This is a genomic window from Sinorhizobium sp. BJ1 (assembly GCF_002531555.1).
GTDB classification, from domain to species: domain Bacteria; phylum Pseudomonadota; class Alphaproteobacteria; order Rhizobiales; family Rhizobiaceae; genus Sinorhizobium; species Sinorhizobium fredii_B.
In genome coordinates, this window is record NZ_NWTH01000015.1 from 86,092 (window position 1) to 99,921 (window position 13,830).

A 13,830-nucleotide genomic window follows, 5' to 3' on the forward strand; every position below is an offset into this window, starting at 1 on the left:
GGCGACTTTTCAAACGACCCTGGAGGTGCTCATGCGGATCGACGCGATTTCCATCGGAAAAAACCCACCGGAAGATGTCAACGTGATTGTGGAAGTCCCGGTCGGCGGGCATCCGATCAAGTACGAAATGGACAAGGAAGCCGGCACACTGGTCGTCGACCGCTTCCTCTACACTCCGATGACCTATCCGGGCAATTACGGCTTCGTCCCGCACACGCTTTCCGATGACGGCGATCCGATCGATGTGCTGATCTGCAATACGCGCCCGCTGGTGCCGGGCTGCGTCATCAACGTCCGCCCGATCGGCGTGATGATGATGGAAGACAATTCCGGCCAGGACGAGAAGATCATCGCGGTCCCCTCGGGTCATCTGACCCAGCGCTACGACAAGGTTCACGACTACACCGACCTGCCGGAAATCACCTTGAAGCAGATCGAGCACTTCTTCGAGCACTACAAGGATCTGGAGCCCGGCAAGTGGGTGAAGATCTTCGGCTGGAAGGATGCGGTTGTCGCCAAGCAGCTGATCCGCGAAGCGGTCGAACGCGCCAAGGCGAAGAAGTAACTAGCCAGTCTCTCTCACGAGTTCGCTGAGACGCTTCCTGATTTCCTCCGGGTCGGCCTCGATCCGGAGGATTTTTTTGCGCTGCGTGTCGCCGGAAACGAGCGCGATTCTATTCTTGGCGAGGCCGAGCGACTTGGCCAACAGGGCGATCAGGGCCCGGTTCGCCTTGCCCTTTTCCGGCACCGCCCGCACCCGCACCTTGAGATGCTCCTCGCCGTCGGCCGCCGTTTCCAGGCCGGCGATCGCGTCTCTGCCGCCGTTCGGCGTCAGCCGCACCGTCAGGCGCACATGATCGCCGAAGCTGGTCAGCGCGCCGCGCATGCCGTCAGCGGATCAGCGCCGGCGCGATCGTCGTGTTCAGGAAGAGCTGGATGAAATAGAGGATCACCAGGACGACGAGCGGCGAAAGATCGACGCCGCCCATGTCCGGCAGGAAACGGCGGATCGGTCGGTAAAGCGGCTCGGTCAGCTGATAGAGCGAGCGGCCGATCATGTTGATCGCCTGGTTGTTCACGTTGATCACGTTGAAGGCATAGAGCCAGGAGAAGATCGCCGACGCGATGATCAGGAACCACGCGATGTTGATGATGAAATTCAAGGTGCCGATGACAGCAATCATGCCCGTCTCCAATTCTTTGTCGCCAGACATGTAGACATTGGGAACCAAACGAGCAAGTACGACGCTTTGCCCGGCGCCATCATGTTTAACGATGCGGGGGCGTAATTTTCCCCGGGAGTGTTCCGTCATGTCGGCCGTCCACAACGCGCATCGCTTTGCCGCCTTTCGGCATGTCGGCTATCGGCGCTATTTCTTCTCGCGCTTCCTTGCCTATTTCGCCGTGCAGATCATGTCGGTCTCGGTCGGTTGGCAGATCTACGATCTGACGCGGGATCCTTTCGCACTCGGCCTGATCGGCCTGTTCCAATTCCTGCCGTCGCTTGTCCTCATTCTCGTCACCGGCAGCGTGGCGGATCGCTATAATCGCCGCGTCATCATGGGGCTCTGCATGCTCGTCGGCACGCTCTGCGCCGCGGCACTGCTGATCCTCACGGTGTCCGGGTTGTTCGCTCCCTGGCCGGTTTACGCAATCCTCATCGTCTTCGGCATCGAGCGGGCCTTTCTGACGCCGGCCGCGCAATCGCTGGCGCCCAATCTCGTGCCGGCCGAGGATCTGCCGAATGCGATCGCCTGGAACTCGAGTTCCTGGCAGACGGCGACGATCGTCGGGCCGGTGGTGGGCGGGCTGATCTACGGCTTTGGACCGACGGTGCCCTATACGGTCAGCCTCTGCTTCTTCGCGGCGGCGGCGCTGATGGTGTTCGCCGTGCCGAAGCCTGCCCAGCGCACGCCCGCCTCGGCACAGAGCTGGCAGACGATCACCGCCGGCTTCCGCTACATCAAGGCCGAGAAGGTGGTGCTCGGGGCAATCTCGCTCGATCTTTTCGCGGTGTTGCTCGGCGGCGCCGTGGCGCTGATGCCGGTCTTTGCCCGCGATATCCTGGTGCTCGGGCCATGGGGGCTGGGTCTGTTGCGCGCCGCCCCCGGCGTCGGCGCCGTCGGCATGGCCATCTGGCTCGCCGCCCACCCGGTCCATAACCGCGCAGGCCTCTACATGTTCATTGGCGTCGCCCTCTTTGGCCTTGCCACGATCGTCTTCGGCCTGTCGGCGACGCCGTGGATCTCGATTGCCGCGCTCGTCGTCATGGGTGCGGCGGACATGATCTCGGTCTATGTGCGCGAGAGCCTGATAGCGCTCTGGACCCCGGACGAGTTGCGCGGCCGGGTGAATGCCGTCAACGCGGTCTTTGTCGGCGCCTCCAACGAGCTCGGCGAATTCCGCGCCGGCACGATGGCGTCGGGCTTCGGCGCCGTCTTCGCCGTCGTTTTCGGCGGGCTCGGCACGCTTCTCGTATCGCTGCTCTGGGCGATCGGTTTCCCGCAGCTGCGCCGGATCGACAGGTTGGACGTGCCGGAGGGGCAGCGGGAAGGGCAGTGACAGGCCCCTCCCCAACCCCTCCCCACAGGTGGGGAGGGGTGAAATTCCAAGCTCCCCCGCAAGCCGTCCGTTACGCCAGCTTTTCCCCGGTTGCAGTGATCCCCTTGTCGCCACCCAAAAAGATCAGCTCGAGAAAATTCTCCATCCAGGTCCGCAAGGGGTGGTCGTGAATCATCCGGCCCTCGAGATGCGCCTTGCCCATCTGGGCGCCGGGCAGGACGAAGCGGTGGGCGCCGTGCACCACCCAGCGATGCATCATCGCCCGCGTCAGTTCGCCGTGAAATTGGATGCCCCAGGCGTTCTCGCCGTAGCGGAAGGCCTGGTTCGGATAGGTGTCGCCGGTCGCGAGCAACTCGGCGCCCTTCGGAAGGTCGAAGCCTTCACGGTGGAAGTGGTAGACCATGGCGGGCCAGTCGAGGAGCGCCTTGCCGGCTTCGGTGGCCTCGAGCCGATACCAGCCGATCTCGGTCATGCCCTCGTGGTGGGGAGCGACCTTGCCGCCGAGATTGCGGGCGAGCATCTGGGCCCCGAGGCAGATGCCGAGATAGGGCTTGTTTTCAAGGAGCGGCACCGACAGCCAATCGATCTCGCGGCGAACGAATTCCTCCTCGTCGTTAGCGCTCATCGGCCCGCCGAAGATGATTGTTCCCGAATGACCCTCGAGCGTCGGCGGCAGCTCGTCGCCAAGCGCCGGCCGGCGGATATCGAGCGAAAAGCCCTTCTGCTCAAGAATATGGCCGACGCGGCCTGCGCTCGAACGCTCCTGGTGAAGGACGATGAGGATCGGTCTCTTGTCGTCGGCGGCTTCTGGCGGCATCGTCAGCTTTCCTGTTGTGCCTCGTTCTCCTCCTCGACCATGTCGATCTTGGCGGCTGCCTCCCGCCGTTTCAAGACCCGGTCGCGGCCGGATACGCCGAGGAGATCGGCGATCCGCCAGATAGCGTGGTCCTCCATTTCGCTGCGCGCGCCGTCGGCGTAGACGATCTCCCACAACATGCCGACAAGCTCGACGCGCTGGTCCTCCGAGAGGTGGCGCTTGATCTCGGAGGTGAAGCGGTAGAAGTCGATCGCCTCGCTCTCGGCCGTTTCGCCCGCCGCGACCAGGGCATTGAGGGCGGCATCGTCGAGCTCGTAGTGCTCCTTGATGATCTTGCGCATCTTGCGCCGCTCCGAAGTACGGATGGCGCCATCCGCCTCCATCACCTGGAAACAGAGCCCGATCACCGCGACGCGCGGATCGTCCTTGTCGATACGCGCGGACGGAACCGTCAGTTCCTCGAGAAACGCTCGAAATCGTTCAAACATGCCTTGTGCCCACAGCCATCGAAACCAGAACTCAGAACAGCCGGAGGCCGGCCTTGTTGCCTTCCTCCACAGCTCGCTCGCGAACACCGGGATCGTCCGGCGGCCGCCCGAAGAAGGGCGCCTCCTCTTCTTCCTCGGGGCGAGTCTCTTCGCTCCTGGCGGGCGGAGCGACAGGTTCCTTGCGCTCAGGCACCTTTATCGGGGTGGGTGTCGGCGTTGGGAGCTCCGCTTCCAGCACTGGCCGGCTTTCTTCGGCCTTGGCCGTTGGCGGCGCTTCTCGTATGGTCATCTGCTGGTCGGGAGCGACCGGCGGCAGGCTGCGGATCGCGTCGTCGCCGCTGAGACGACCGTTCTCGGTCGTTCCGGCAAGTGGCGAGGGGGGTGCCTTCCATTCGAAGGCGTCGAGCCGACCGCTCACCGGCGACACCGGCAGCCAGGTCGGCGAGGTCACGCCGTCGGCGGTCCAGGCCGGGTCACGCGGGCTTCTGAGCGCCTGCGCCATCCAGTGGCGGATGCGGCCCTCGTCACCGGTATCGGCCTCCTCGATGTCGGCAAGCAGCAGGAAGATGCTCTCGCTCGGCGCCAGCCTTGCGGCCGCTTCGGCCTTGATTCGGGAGAGCTCCAGCTCGCGTGCCTCGAGCGCTGCCTCGGCGACCGTTGCCAGGCTAACCGCATTGTTGCCGCGCAGGGTTTCGAGCCTCTTGGCGCGCTTCAGCCGGTCGACGGCGGAATCGCCGCCGCGCGCCCGCACGTAAAGCCGGGCCACCTCCGGATGGGGGTCCTGTTTCCAGATCTTCTCGAGGACCGAAGCACCCTTGCGCAGGTTGTCCTCGCGAAACAGCGCCTTCGCGGCGACGAGCGCTGCCGGCACCAGCCGATCGTCGAGCTTCAGCGCCGCGAGCGCGTCGTCCCGGGCGGCTTTCGGGTCGGCCTCAAGCTTGCTCGTCGCTCGCGCGGTGAGCAGCACGGCCTTCTTCCGGTTCGCTTCCTTCTTGTCGAGGACGTTGGCGGCGCGGCTCTGGTCCAGAAGACGGATCGCTTCGTCCCACTGACCCGCCTGGCTGCGCTGGTCGAGGGTCGCCAGGGTCGCCCAGGACAGATGCGGCGCCTTTTCGGCAGCCCGTTCGGCATATTGGCGGGCGGCCTCGTTGGCGCCGAGCCGCTTGGCCTCGAGATAGAGGCCACGCAGGCCCAGCTCGCGCGTCTCCGCGTCTTCCGCCATCAGCTCGAATTTCTTGCGCGCGTCGTCATACTTGCCTTCGATCAGCGCCGTCTGCGCCTCCAGCAGATGGATGAGCGGTTCCTGGTCGATGCGGATCAGACCGCGCGCGCGGCCTACCATCTTGCGGGCCAGTGTCGCGTCGCCCGCTCCTGCAGCAATCAGTCCGGTCGACAGCGCCTGGTAGCCGCGATCGCGCTTGCGGGCGCGGAAGTAGCGCGTCACGGTGTGCGGCGACAGCCAGATCGTACGGATCAGCCAGGCGACGATGAGGATCGCGGCGAAGAGCGAAATCAGGATGGTGGCGGCGCGCATCAGGCTCATCTCGATGCGTTGGCCCTGCCAGATCAGCGATAATTCCCCCGGCCGATCCGCGAGCCAGGCAAAGCCGAGCGCGAGCGCGAGGACGAGCAGGATGAAGAACAGTATCCGGACCATGTAGTCTTCTTCCTTTTCTTAGCCTTGCGTGCCGGTTCGCGTCATGGTTGCCGCCACGGCCGCGCCGATGGCGGTCTCGACGCGCAATCGCTGGTCGAGCTTCGTCTTGAAATCCTGACCGGCGGTTTTCGCTGACTCGGGGAGGCTTTCCCATTCCAGCGAAGCCCCCTTGAGATCGCCATTGTTGAGCTTGTCCTCGATGCGGGCGATCACCGCCTCCGGCGTGTCGCCCTCGACGCTGCCGACCGGCCGGACGCGAATGCCGGACATGGCGCTCGAAAAGAGACGGGTAAGAATGCCCTCGTTCGGATCGGGCTGATGGAGGGCGTCGAGCATCGCCGTGGCCGCTGCCGGAAATGCGCTGCGCAGTTCCGTCCGCGTGGCGACGCCGGTCGCGGCGTCGTCGGCAAGCTCTTTTACCGCCGCATCCTCGGGCGCGATGCTGCGCAGCGCGTCGAGCTCGGCGAGGAACGGTCCGCCGCGATCGATCGCCGTCTTCAGTGCGGTCACGGCGACGGCCTTCGCCATCTCGATGTCGTTGACCGGTTCGTTGAGTTTCTGCTCCGCCTGATCGATGCGGCCGGCAAGTTCGGCCTTGGCGGCGTCCGCCGACTGCCGGGCATCGGCAAGCTCGGTTTTCAGTGCGGCGATTTCCTTGGTCAGGTTGGCGACCTCGGCCTGGAGCGCCGTGACATCGGGAGCGTTCGCACCGGAGGGGGCTGCCTGTTCAAGTGCGGCAAGGCGGCTTTCCAGGGGAGCGATATCGACGGCGGCTGCCGGAGCATCCGGGCGCGATTGAAGCTCGGCCTTGATCGCTTCGATTTCGCTCGCCAGGTTCTGCTCGACCGATCCGTTGCTGCGATCCGGCCCAGGCGCCGGAACATAGCCGGCATATTGCAACACGCCGGCGCCGAGAAGCGCGACGAGACCGCCGAAAATGCCGGCGGCAAGCGCCCCGGCGCTCGTCGCCTGTTTTCTCCCGGGCTCGGGAGTCGTGCGGTTGCTCAGATGCGGAGGCTCCTCGTCGAACGCGGCGGCGGCTGCGTCGGCGCGGTCTTCTCCTGCCTCCGCCTTCAGCTCGGCGTCTTCTTTCCCCGCCTCATCCGCCTTGACCTCATTCTTCTGGGCCTCATCCGCGTCGGCGTCGCCCGCGACCGTCTCCGTCGTGTCCGGTGTCGCTGAGATCTCCGTCGGCTCGTCGGTCACCGGCTCCTGGCTGGCGATCGACTCGGTCTCTTCGGTGACGGTTCTCTCCGCCTCGAGGTCGATCGTCAGCGGTTCCTTTTCCGGTTGCGAGCGGCGCGGCGGCTTTTCCGATACCATAGTGACCTCATTACCGTTCTGTCGGGCTCTTCAGCCAAACCTAGTCAGGGAAGCGCACCAGGGAAAGTCCCTGTGTCCCGTTTTTGCGGCATTTGCCACACATGACCCCACCAACCCCCGCGAAGTGAGCGGAAAATCGGCGCCGTCTTTGCTGATCCCGTCTCAGAGGAGGCTCAGCAGGCTTTTCTCGTCCGGTGCTGCTGCAACATCCGCTGCAACGCCGGCCGGTAGCACCTCTTTGACAGACGCGCTGAGGCAAAGGTAACGGGCGGAAACGTCGGCGCAATCAAGGCCGCTCTCGCGCAGGAGCGCGACAAGGCGCCGAGCCGTTTCGCGCGAGTAGAGCAGCACCGCGTCAAATGGGCCGGACTGGACGAGAGCCGGCAGTGTTCCCGGCGCGTGGCCGACGGGGCTCATCCGGTAGCATTCGACGGTCACATGGTCGATCGACCGCTCACGCAGCGCATGCTCGAAACCATCGGCGCGCGGCAAGCCGGCGAAATAAAGAAGCGATCCCATCTCCGGGCCGAGTAAGCCGGCAACAGTCTCGGCGAGCGCTTCTCCCGTTCCTGCCCCGACCCGGATGTCGGCGAAGCCGAGCTCGGCGGCGGCGCGCGCCGTCGCCGCGCCGACGGCGAAAAACGGTGTCGCCAGATGCGCGTCAAGTGCGGGACCTAGCCCGGCCAGAGCGTGGACGGCTTCCGCACTGGTCACGGCAATCGCGTCATGGCGGCGCTCGAACCCGGCGCGCACCGCACCGGCAAAATGTTGCGCCTGCATCAGTGGCAGGACGACCGGCTGGTGTCCCATCGCTGCAAGCTTCAGCGCTGTTCTTTCGGCTGCCGGACGCGGACGGGTGACGAGCACGCGCATCGGTCAGGCCCAGCTCGAAAAGAACCCCGGTCCGGCCTTGGCGCGGATCTCCTCGCCGGCCCTGCGTCCAAGCTCCGTCGCGTCTGCAGCCTTGCCGTCGATTTCGATGCGGTGGCAGGTCGTGCCGTCGGGCGTCAGGATCATGCCGGAGAAGCGGATATGCGTACCGTCCGATTGGGCGTAGCCGGCAATCGGCGTACGGCAGGAGCCGTCGAGCGTTGCCAGGAAGCCGCGCTCGCAGGCGACAGCCTCATGGGTGCGCGGGTCGTCGATCGCGGCGAGCAGCGCGTTGACGCGATTGTCACCGACGCGGCTTTCGATGCAGATCGCGCCCTGGGCCGGTGCCGGCGGAAACTCCTTCGGATCAAGCAGTTCGGTCGGCACGTCGGTCATGCCGAGCCGCCTCAGGCCGGCATAGGCGAGCAGCGTGCCGTCGACCTGACCCTCGGCGAGCTTGCGCAGCCGGGTTTCGACCTGGCCGCGATAGGTGATTACATTGATGTCGGGTCTCAGCCGGCGGATCAGCGCCTGGCGGCGCAGCGACGACGAACCGACGGTGGCGCCCTCAGGCAGTTGCACGAGCCGCGGTGCGGTGCCGCCGATGAAGGCGTCGCGGATATCCTCGCGCGGCAGGAAGGCGGAGAGGAACAGCCCGTCGGGCAGCTTCGTCGGCATGTCCTTCGACGAATGGACGGCGAAGTCGAGATCGCCCGACAGAAGCTGCTGTTCGAGCTCCTCAGTGAACAGGCCCTTGCCGCCGATTTCTGCGAGCGGCCGGTCGGTGATGCGATCGCCCTTCGTCGAGAGCACGACAACCTCGAACATTTCCGGCGGCAGACCATGCGCGGCGGCCAGGCGGTCGCGCGTCTCATGGGTCTGGGCGAGCGCCAGCGGGCTGCCGCGCGTGCCGATGCGGAAAGGTTTTGTTTGCATCCCTGGCCATCCGTTGTTACTGCATCGTTCCTTAAATCGGAATCGATTTAAGGATAAAACCATGCAGCACTTCAAAGCGTTACAGCGTCCTTTGTGCGTCTGAAAGACGCACGGCGCTGTATGAGTTCCGTGTACCCACCTTTCACGGTGACCGCAATCTTTGAGTATACCACGTAATGTCCCCGCCTGTGCGCATCCTCGGCATTGAGACAAGCTGCGACGAAACCGCGGCTTCCGTCGTGCTGCGCGATGAAGATGGCAGCGGCCGGATTCTCGGCGACGTGGTGCTGAGCCAGCTCGAAGAGCACAGCGCCTATGGCGGCGTCGTGCCCGAGATCGCTGCGCGCGCCCATGTCGAGGCGCTGGACACGCTGATCGAGGAAGCGCTCCTGCGTGCCGGCGTGACGCTCAAGGACATCGATGCGATCGCCGCGACGAGCGGTCCCGGTCTGATCGGCGGTCTGATCGTCGGGCTGATGACCGGCAAGGCGATCGCTCGGGCGACCGGCAAGCCGCTTTATGCGGTCAACCACCTCGAAGGCCATGCGCTGACGGCGCGGCTGACGGACGGGCTCTCCTTTCCCTATCTGATGCTGCTCGTTTCGGGCGGCCACACGCAGCTGATCCTCGTCAAGGGCGTCGGCGACTACGAGCGCTGGGGTACGACCATCGACGACGCGCTCGGCGAGGCCTTCGACAAGACGGCAAAGCTGCTCGGCCTACCCTATCCCGGCGGGCCTGCCGTGGAGCGGTCGGCCAGGACGGGCGATCCCGAGCGCTTCGACTTTCCCCGGCCGCTCGTCGGCGATGCCGGGCTCGATTTCTCCTTCTCCGGGTTGAAGACGGCGGTGCGGCAGGCGGCGCAATCCCTCGAACCGGTCACGGAACAGGATATCGCCGACATCTGCGCCTCGTTCCAGCGCGCCATCGCGCGCACGCTGAAGGATAGGGTCGGTCGCGGGCTGAAGCGCTGCAAGGCGGAATATGCCTCGGTCGATCTGCCGGCGCTTGTCGTTGCCGGGGGTGTGGCCGCGAACCAGACGCTCCGGGCGACGCTGCAGGCGCTTTGCGACGCCCACGGCTTCCGCTTTGTCGCGCCGCCGCTTGAGCTTTGCACGGACAATGCGGCGATGATCGCCTGGGCAGGGGCAGAACGGCTGGCGGCGGGGCTGCCGGCCGACGGCCTCGACGTCGCGCCGCGTTCGCGTTGGCCGCTCGACACCCGGGCGCAGGCTTTGATCGGCTCCGGCAAGCGCGGGGCCAAGGCATAATGGACAGAAGATGAGCGATAATCCAACGATCGTGACCAAGATCGTCGTCGTCGGTGCGGGTGCCTTCGGAACGGCACTTGCCGCCGTCGCGGCGGCAAAGAACAAGGCGGACGTGACGCTGCTTTCGCGACGCGACGACGTCGCCGCGGAATGCCGCCGGACCGGCCGCAACGAAAAGGCTCTGCCCGGCATTGCGCTTCCGGCAGGTCTTGCCTTTTCCTCCGATGCCGCCGTGCTTGCCGGAGCCCATATCGTGCTCTTCGCCATGCCGTCGCAGGAGCATCGCGCTGCGGCGCAGGCCTATGGCGCGGCGATCAGCGCCGATGCGACGATCGTCACCTGTGCCAAGGGGATGGAGCAATCGACGGGCCAGCTCCTGACGGACGTGCTTGGCGAGGAGTTGCCCGGCCACAGTGTCGGAGTTCTCTCCGGTCCCGGCTTTGCCGCCGACATCGCCAAGGGCCTGCCGACCGCGATGGTGGTCGCCGCGCCTGATATGGCAATTGCGACGGAACTGGCCGAGGCCCTTTCCGGACCGACCTTCCGGCTCTACCCGTCAACGGACCGCATCGGCGTCCAGCTCGGTGGCGCCCTCAAAAACGTCCTGGCGATCGCCTGCGGCATCGTCGAAGGGGCGGGCCTCGGCGATTCGGCTCGCGCGGCGCTGATCTCCCGCGGCCTTGCGGAAATGTCGCGCTTCATCGCCGCAAGGGGCGGCGAAGGCGACACGGTGCGCGGCCTGTCGGGGCTCGGCGATCTGGTGCTGACGGCGACGAGCCACCAGTCGCGCAACCTGCGCTTCGGCATCGCGCTCGGCAAGAACGGCCGCGCCAACGGGGGCGGCGGCGAGCTCGTCGAGGGCGCTTTTGCCGCGTCGGTGGCGGCGCGCGTGGCAAAGGGCCTCGGCGTCGAGATGCCGATTACCGAGGCGGTTGCCGCTATCATCGACGGCAGGCTCGATGTCCGCACCGCGCTCGAACAATTAATGTCGCGGCCGATCACCCAGGAATGATCCGGACCCGGGAATAATCCGGCGGCGGGATAAGGGAAAGTGTAAAGCGGTTTTCCGCCCCATTCCGCGCCAATCAATATAGTCAGGAGGAACCATGCTCTTCGCACTTCTATGCACGGACAAGCCGGGCGCCCTGCAGCTCAGGCTCGACACGAGGCCCGACCACGTTGCCTATCTCAACGAGCTCAATGCCAAGGGCATCCTGAGGATTGCCGGCCCCTTTCTCGGCGAGGACGGCAAGCCGACGGGAAGCCTGGTGATCGTCAAGGCCGATACGATCGAAGAGGCGAAGGCGATCGCCGAAGCCGACCCCTATGCGAAGGCGGGTCTCTTTTCGAAGGTCGAGATCAAGGCCTACAACTGGGTCTTCAACAATCCGGAGGCTTGAGGGGCAATGGCTTACTGGCTCTACAAATCCGAACCGAACAAATGGTCCTGGCAGATGCAGAAGGACGCCGGTGCCGAGGGAACCGAATGGACCGGCGTGCGCAACTATCTGGCACGCAACAACATGCGGGCGATGAAGATCGGCGACAAGGGCTTCTTCTACCACTCCAACGAGGGGCTGGAGATCGTCGGCATTACCGAGGTCTGCGCCCTGTCGCATCCGGATTCGACCGCCGAAGGCGATGCCCGCTGGGACTGCGTCGACATCCGCGCCGTCATGGACGTGCCGCGTCCGGTCTCCTTGAAGGAGATCAAGGAAAATCCGAAGCTCGCCAAGATGTCGCTGGTGACCTCGATGCGCCTCTCCGTGCAGCCGGTCACCGAGGACGAGTGGATCGAGATCTGCCGCATGGGCGGGTTCGACAATCTGCCGCGGTGAGCCGGAACCGTTCCCGCCTCGGTCATACTCTGAGTCTCCAGTCTTGAAAACCGTTCCGGAAAGCTTCATCCGTGCCAATACCGGCATTCTGTCACCGCCGCATGTGCCGGAGGTCAGCCTGCACCTCGCGAGCGAAGCGCATGATCTGTGGCTGAAGACCGAGGAGGAGCTGGAGGAGGTCGGCCTGCCGCCGCCCTTCTGGGCTTTTGCCTGGGCCGGCGGGCAAGGGCTCGCCCGCTATGTCCTCGATCATCCGGAAATTGTGCGCGGCCGCCGCGTCGTCGACTTCGCCTCCGGCTCGGGCCTCGTCGGCATCGCCGCCATGCTGGCCGGCGCTGCCGAAGTGCTCGCCGTGGATATCGATCCCTGGGCGGAGACGGCCGTGCGGCTCAATGCGGAACTGAATGGCGTTTCGGTGCGCTTCCTCGGCGAGGACATCATCGGCCGCGAGCGCGCCGCCGACGTCTATCTCGCCGGTGACGTCTTCTACGACAAGGGCTTTGCCGATCTGCTTCAGCCGTGGTTCGACGCGCTCAAACGCGCCGGCGCCTTGGTCATCGTCGGCGATCCGGGGCGCGCCTATTGCCCGCGCCAGCGGATGACCGCGCTTGCGACCTATGAGGTGCCGGTCACAAGGGCGCTCGAGGATAGCGACGTGAAGCGGACGACGGTCTGGCGGTTTGATTCCTCCGTCGTCGACCGCTGACGGCCGGAACTGCTATGGCCGAATGACGCAGATCCCGTGTTCCCATGAGCAGGCGCTGGCATTGGTTTGCGGCGAGACGACGATGATCTTCGGACGCTCCGCCGGCGGGGCCGGCTCGACGTCGTCCTCGGCGAAATAGGAATAGCTGCCGGCCTGACTTAAATAGATGCCATTGCCCGGCTGCTGGTAGGCCGAAAGGTTGCCGGCATAGGTGCCGAGGCCGGGAATCCCGGACGGAAAATCATAGCCGCCATCGATGCCGCCGCTGTAGCTGCCGGCGTCGTAGCCCCTTCCTACTATGACTACCACGGGACCGCGATTGCGGTCACGGCGCGCGGCGTGGAAGGGCCAGTGCTTCCGCCGGATATGGCGGGTGCGGGTTTGAACGTCGCCCAGGCCGCCTGTCTCGAAGGAGGAAAAGTCATCGATGCTGGCGTTGACGGAGCGGTGGCGTCGATGGCCGGCGAAATGACGATGATGTCGCGCCTTGCGCCAGGAATGGTGTGGGGGGCGATGCTTGAGCCGGACATGCCGTACGCGCGTCTCTACTTCCGGCAGACCCTCACCACTCCCGGCTGTCGCAGGCAGGCCGACCGGGATAGCCAGCGTGAAGGCCAGGAGTAGAACTTTGGCCGTATGGACTGCACGCAACAGATTCATACTGTCCTGCCCTCCGGATTGCGGTTAACGAATTCTTAACCGCATCCTGATGCAAGAGCCGGGAAATGTCACGGATTCGATTGGCTTTTCCGCCCACATCGTTAACGCCAGGATGTCTCCGGCGGGCAGGAAAATGCCGCTTTTCGTCTAATCGATTTTATTTATTTTGCACCGCAAACATACTTGTCGTTAAGCAATATGGTGATTAAAGGTCCGGATGACTGAATTGCGCACAATCGGGTGCGATACCGGATGAATATAGTCTACTTTAAGGGCGTGAATTCCGGTCATTACGTGAGGTTCCGATGACGAATGTCACAAGAAGCCGGCCGCTTTCGCCGCATCTTCAAATCTACAAGCCAATCCCCACCATGGTCATGTCGATCATGCACCGCATTACCGGCGGCGCACTCTATTTCGGCACGATCCTGGTCGCCTGGTGGCTGATCGCCGCGGCTTCGGGCGCGGCCTATTACGACTGGGTGAACTGGCTGTTCGGAACATTGATCGGCAAGCTCGTGCTCTTCGGCTACACCTGGGTGCTGATGCACCACATGCTGGGCGGGCTCCGCCATCTCGTCTGGGACCTCGGCTACGGCTATGAAAAGCACTTCGCGACCAAGGTGGCCAAGGCGATGCTCGTCGGATCGGTGACGCTGACGCTCGTCATCTGGATCATCGGCTCTCTGCTTCGCTAACGAG

Annotated in this window: 17 protein-coding genes; 8 read left to right on the top strand and 9 right to left on the bottom strand. The window is 64.7% G+C overall.

What is annotated here, in order from left to right:
• Positions 1-31 precede the first annotated feature (31 nt).
• Positions 32-565 carry an inorganic diphosphatase gene (gene ppa / locus CO676_RS19000; protein WP_041415656.1) on the top strand — a complete coding sequence of 178 codons (534 nt, stop codon included), beginning with the start codon at positions 32-34 and terminating at the stop codon, positions 563-565.
• Here ppa and CO676_RS19005 read toward each other — a convergent pair whose 3' ends face one another.
• Both CO676_RS19005 and CO676_RS19010 read right to left on the bottom strand, forming a co-directional pair.
• Positions 566-886 (bottom strand): DUF167 domain-containing protein, encoded by a 321-nt coding sequence (locus tag CO676_RS19005; protein WP_097522234.1) that lies wholly within the window; start codon positions 884-886, stop codon positions 566-568. It lies immediately after the preceding gene.
• 4 nt (positions 887-890) lie between these two features.
• On the bottom strand, positions 891-1,184 hold the full coding sequence (locus CO676_RS19010; protein ID WP_012709685.1) for a YggT family protein: 294 nt from the start codon (positions 1,182-1,184) through the stop codon (positions 891-893).
• Between the two features lie 127 nt (positions 1,185-1,311).
• Between CO676_RS19010 and CO676_RS19015 the strand changes: the two genes are divergently transcribed.
• The gene (locus CO676_RS19015; protein ID WP_014766226.1) at positions 1,312-2,562 is read left to right on the top strand and encodes an MFS transporter; all 1,251 of its coding nucleotides are present in this window, start codon (positions 1,312-1,314) and stop codon (positions 2,560-2,562) included.
• Positions 2,563-2,632: 70 nt separating this feature from the next.
• Here CO676_RS19015 and CO676_RS19020 read toward each other — a convergent pair whose 3' ends face one another.
• The 6 genes from CO676_RS19020 to hemC form a co-directional block, all read right to left on the bottom strand.
• Entirely contained in the window at positions 2,633-3,379 is a 747-nt protein-coding gene (locus tag CO676_RS19020) for a glutamine amidotransferase (protein WP_014766225.1), read from the bottom strand.
• 2 nt (positions 3,380-3,381) lie between these two features.
• The gene (locus tag CO676_RS19025) at positions 3,382-3,867 is read right to left on the bottom strand and encodes a TerB family tellurite resistance protein (protein ID WP_014766224.1); all 486 of its coding nucleotides are present in this window, start codon (positions 3,865-3,867) and stop codon (positions 3,382-3,384) included.
• A gap of 31 nt (positions 3,868-3,898) precedes the next feature.
• Positions 3,899-5,524, bottom strand: a complete 1,626-nt coding sequence (locus tag CO676_RS19030) for a heme biosynthesis protein HemY (RefSeq protein ID WP_097522235.1) — start codon at positions 5,522-5,524, stop codon at positions 3,899-3,901.
• A gap of 18 nt (positions 5,525-5,542) precedes the next feature.
• Complete coding sequence (locus CO676_RS19035) at positions 5,543-6,847, bottom strand: COG4223 family protein (protein WP_097522236.1); 1,305 nt, start codon at positions 6,845-6,847, stop codon at positions 5,543-5,545.
• 162 nt (positions 6,848-7,009) lie between these two features.
• On the bottom strand, positions 7,010-7,720 hold the full coding sequence (locus tag CO676_RS19040; RefSeq protein WP_097522237.1) for a uroporphyrinogen-III synthase: 711 nt from the start codon (positions 7,718-7,720) through the stop codon (positions 7,010-7,012).
• A 3-nt stretch (positions 7,721-7,723) separates the two neighbouring features.
• Positions 7,724-8,653 (bottom strand): hydroxymethylbilane synthase, encoded by a 930-nt coding sequence (gene hemC, locus CO676_RS19045; protein ID WP_041414721.1) that lies wholly within the window; start codon positions 8,651-8,653, stop codon positions 7,724-7,726.
• A 176-nt stretch (positions 8,654-8,829) separates the two neighbouring features.
• On the opposite strand from hemC, the gene tsaD reads away from it, so the two are divergent.
• The 5 genes from tsaD (at position 8,830) to CO676_RS19070 (ending at position 12,468) form a co-directional block, all read left to right on the top strand.
• Positions 8,830-9,924, top strand: a complete 1,095-nt coding sequence (gene tsaD, locus CO676_RS19050; RefSeq protein ID WP_097522238.1) for a tRNA (adenosine(37)-N6)-threonylcarbamoyltransferase complex transferase subunit TsaD — start codon at positions 8,830-8,832, stop codon at positions 9,922-9,924.
• Between the two features lie 10 nt (positions 9,925-9,934).
• Positions 9,935-10,936 carry an NAD(P)H-dependent glycerol-3-phosphate dehydrogenase gene (locus tag CO676_RS19055; protein WP_097522239.1) on the top strand — a complete coding sequence of 334 codons (1,002 nt, stop codon included), beginning with the start codon at positions 9,935-9,937 and terminating at the stop codon, positions 10,934-10,936.
• 94 nt (positions 10,937-11,030) lie between these two features.
• Positions 11,031-11,324: a YciI-like protein gene (locus CO676_RS19060; RefSeq protein WP_097522240.1), complete on the top strand. Its 294-nt coding sequence runs from the start codon at positions 11,031-11,033 to the stop codon at positions 11,322-11,324.
• 6 nt (positions 11,325-11,330) lie between these two features.
• Positions 11,331-11,762, top strand: coding sequence for an EVE domain-containing protein (locus tag CO676_RS19065; protein ID WP_097522241.1), 432 nt, complete (start codon positions 11,331-11,333; stop codon positions 11,760-11,762).
• Positions 11,763-11,805: 43 nt separating this feature from the next.
• Positions 11,806-12,468, top strand: coding sequence for a methyltransferase (locus tag CO676_RS19070; RefSeq protein ID WP_097522242.1), 663 nt, complete (start codon positions 11,806-11,808; stop codon positions 12,466-12,468).
• Between the two features lie 12 nt (positions 12,469-12,480).
• Here the strand turns inward: CO676_RS19070 and CO676_RS19075 are convergent, their stop codons facing one another.
• Positions 12,481-13,128, bottom strand: a complete 648-nt coding sequence (locus tag CO676_RS19075; protein WP_097522243.1) for a hypothetical protein — start codon at positions 13,126-13,128, stop codon at positions 12,481-12,483.
• Between the two features lie 305 nt (positions 13,129-13,433).
• Between CO676_RS19075 and sdhC the strand changes: the two genes are divergently transcribed.
• A complete protein-coding gene (sdhC, locus tag CO676_RS19080) occupies positions 13,434-13,826 on the top strand; it encodes a succinate dehydrogenase, cytochrome b556 subunit (RefSeq protein ID WP_014766213.1) in 393 nt (130 codons plus the stop codon).
• Positions 13,827-13,830 lie beyond the last annotated feature (4 nt).

Bases quoted from the DNA above. Each gene is read 5' to 3' on its own strand.
- ppa (WP_041415656.1), top strand. From the start codon at position 32: ATGCGGATCGACGCGATTTCCATCGGAAAAAACCCACCGGAAGATGTC.
- CO676_RS19005 (WP_097522234.1), bottom strand. From the start codon at position 886: ATGCGCGGCGCGCTGACCAGCTTCGGCGATCATGTGCGCCTGACGGTG.
- CO676_RS19010 (WP_012709685.1), bottom strand. From the start codon at position 1,184: ATGATTGCTGTCATCGGCACCTTGAATTTCATCATCAACATCGCGTGG.
- CO676_RS19015 (WP_014766226.1), top strand. From the start codon at position 1,312: ATGTCGGCCGTCCACAACGCGCATCGCTTTGCCGCCTTTCGGCATGTC.
- CO676_RS19020 (WP_014766225.1), bottom strand. From the start codon at position 3,379: ATGCCGCCAGAAGCCGCCGACGACAAGAGACCGATCCTCATCGTCCTT.
- CO676_RS19025 (WP_014766224.1), bottom strand. From the start codon at position 3,867: ATGTTTGAACGATTTCGAGCGTTTCTCGAGGAACTGACGGTTCCGTCC.
- CO676_RS19030 (WP_097522235.1), bottom strand. From the start codon at position 5,524: ATGGTCCGGATACTGTTCTTCATCCTGCTCGTCCTCGCGCTCGCGCTC.
- CO676_RS19035 (WP_097522236.1), bottom strand. From the start codon at position 6,847: ATGGTATCGGAAAAGCCGCCGCGCCGCTCGCAACCGGAAAAGGAACCG.
- CO676_RS19040 (WP_097522237.1), bottom strand. From the start codon at position 7,720: ATGCGCGTGCTCGTCACCCGTCCGCGTCCGGCAGCCGAAAGAACAGCG.
- hemC (WP_041414721.1), bottom strand. From the start codon at position 8,653: ATGCAAACAAAACCTTTCCGCATCGGCACGCGCGGCAGCCCGCTGGCG.
- tsaD (WP_097522238.1), top strand. From the start codon at position 8,830: ATGTCCCCGCCTGTGCGCATCCTCGGCATTGAGACAAGCTGCGACGAA.
- CO676_RS19055 (WP_097522239.1), top strand. From the start codon at position 9,935: ATGAGCGATAATCCAACGATCGTGACCAAGATCGTCGTCGTCGGTGCG.
- CO676_RS19060 (WP_097522240.1), top strand. From the start codon at position 11,031: ATGCTCTTCGCACTTCTATGCACGGACAAGCCGGGCGCCCTGCAGCTC.
- CO676_RS19065 (WP_097522241.1), top strand. From the start codon at position 11,331: ATGGCTTACTGGCTCTACAAATCCGAACCGAACAAATGGTCCTGGCAG.
- CO676_RS19075 (WP_097522243.1), bottom strand. From the start codon at position 13,128: ATGAATCTGTTGCGTGCAGTCCATACGGCCAAAGTTCTACTCCTGGCC.
- sdhC (WP_014766213.1), top strand. From the start codon at position 13,434: ATGACGAATGTCACAAGAAGCCGGCCGCTTTCGCCGCATCTTCAAATC.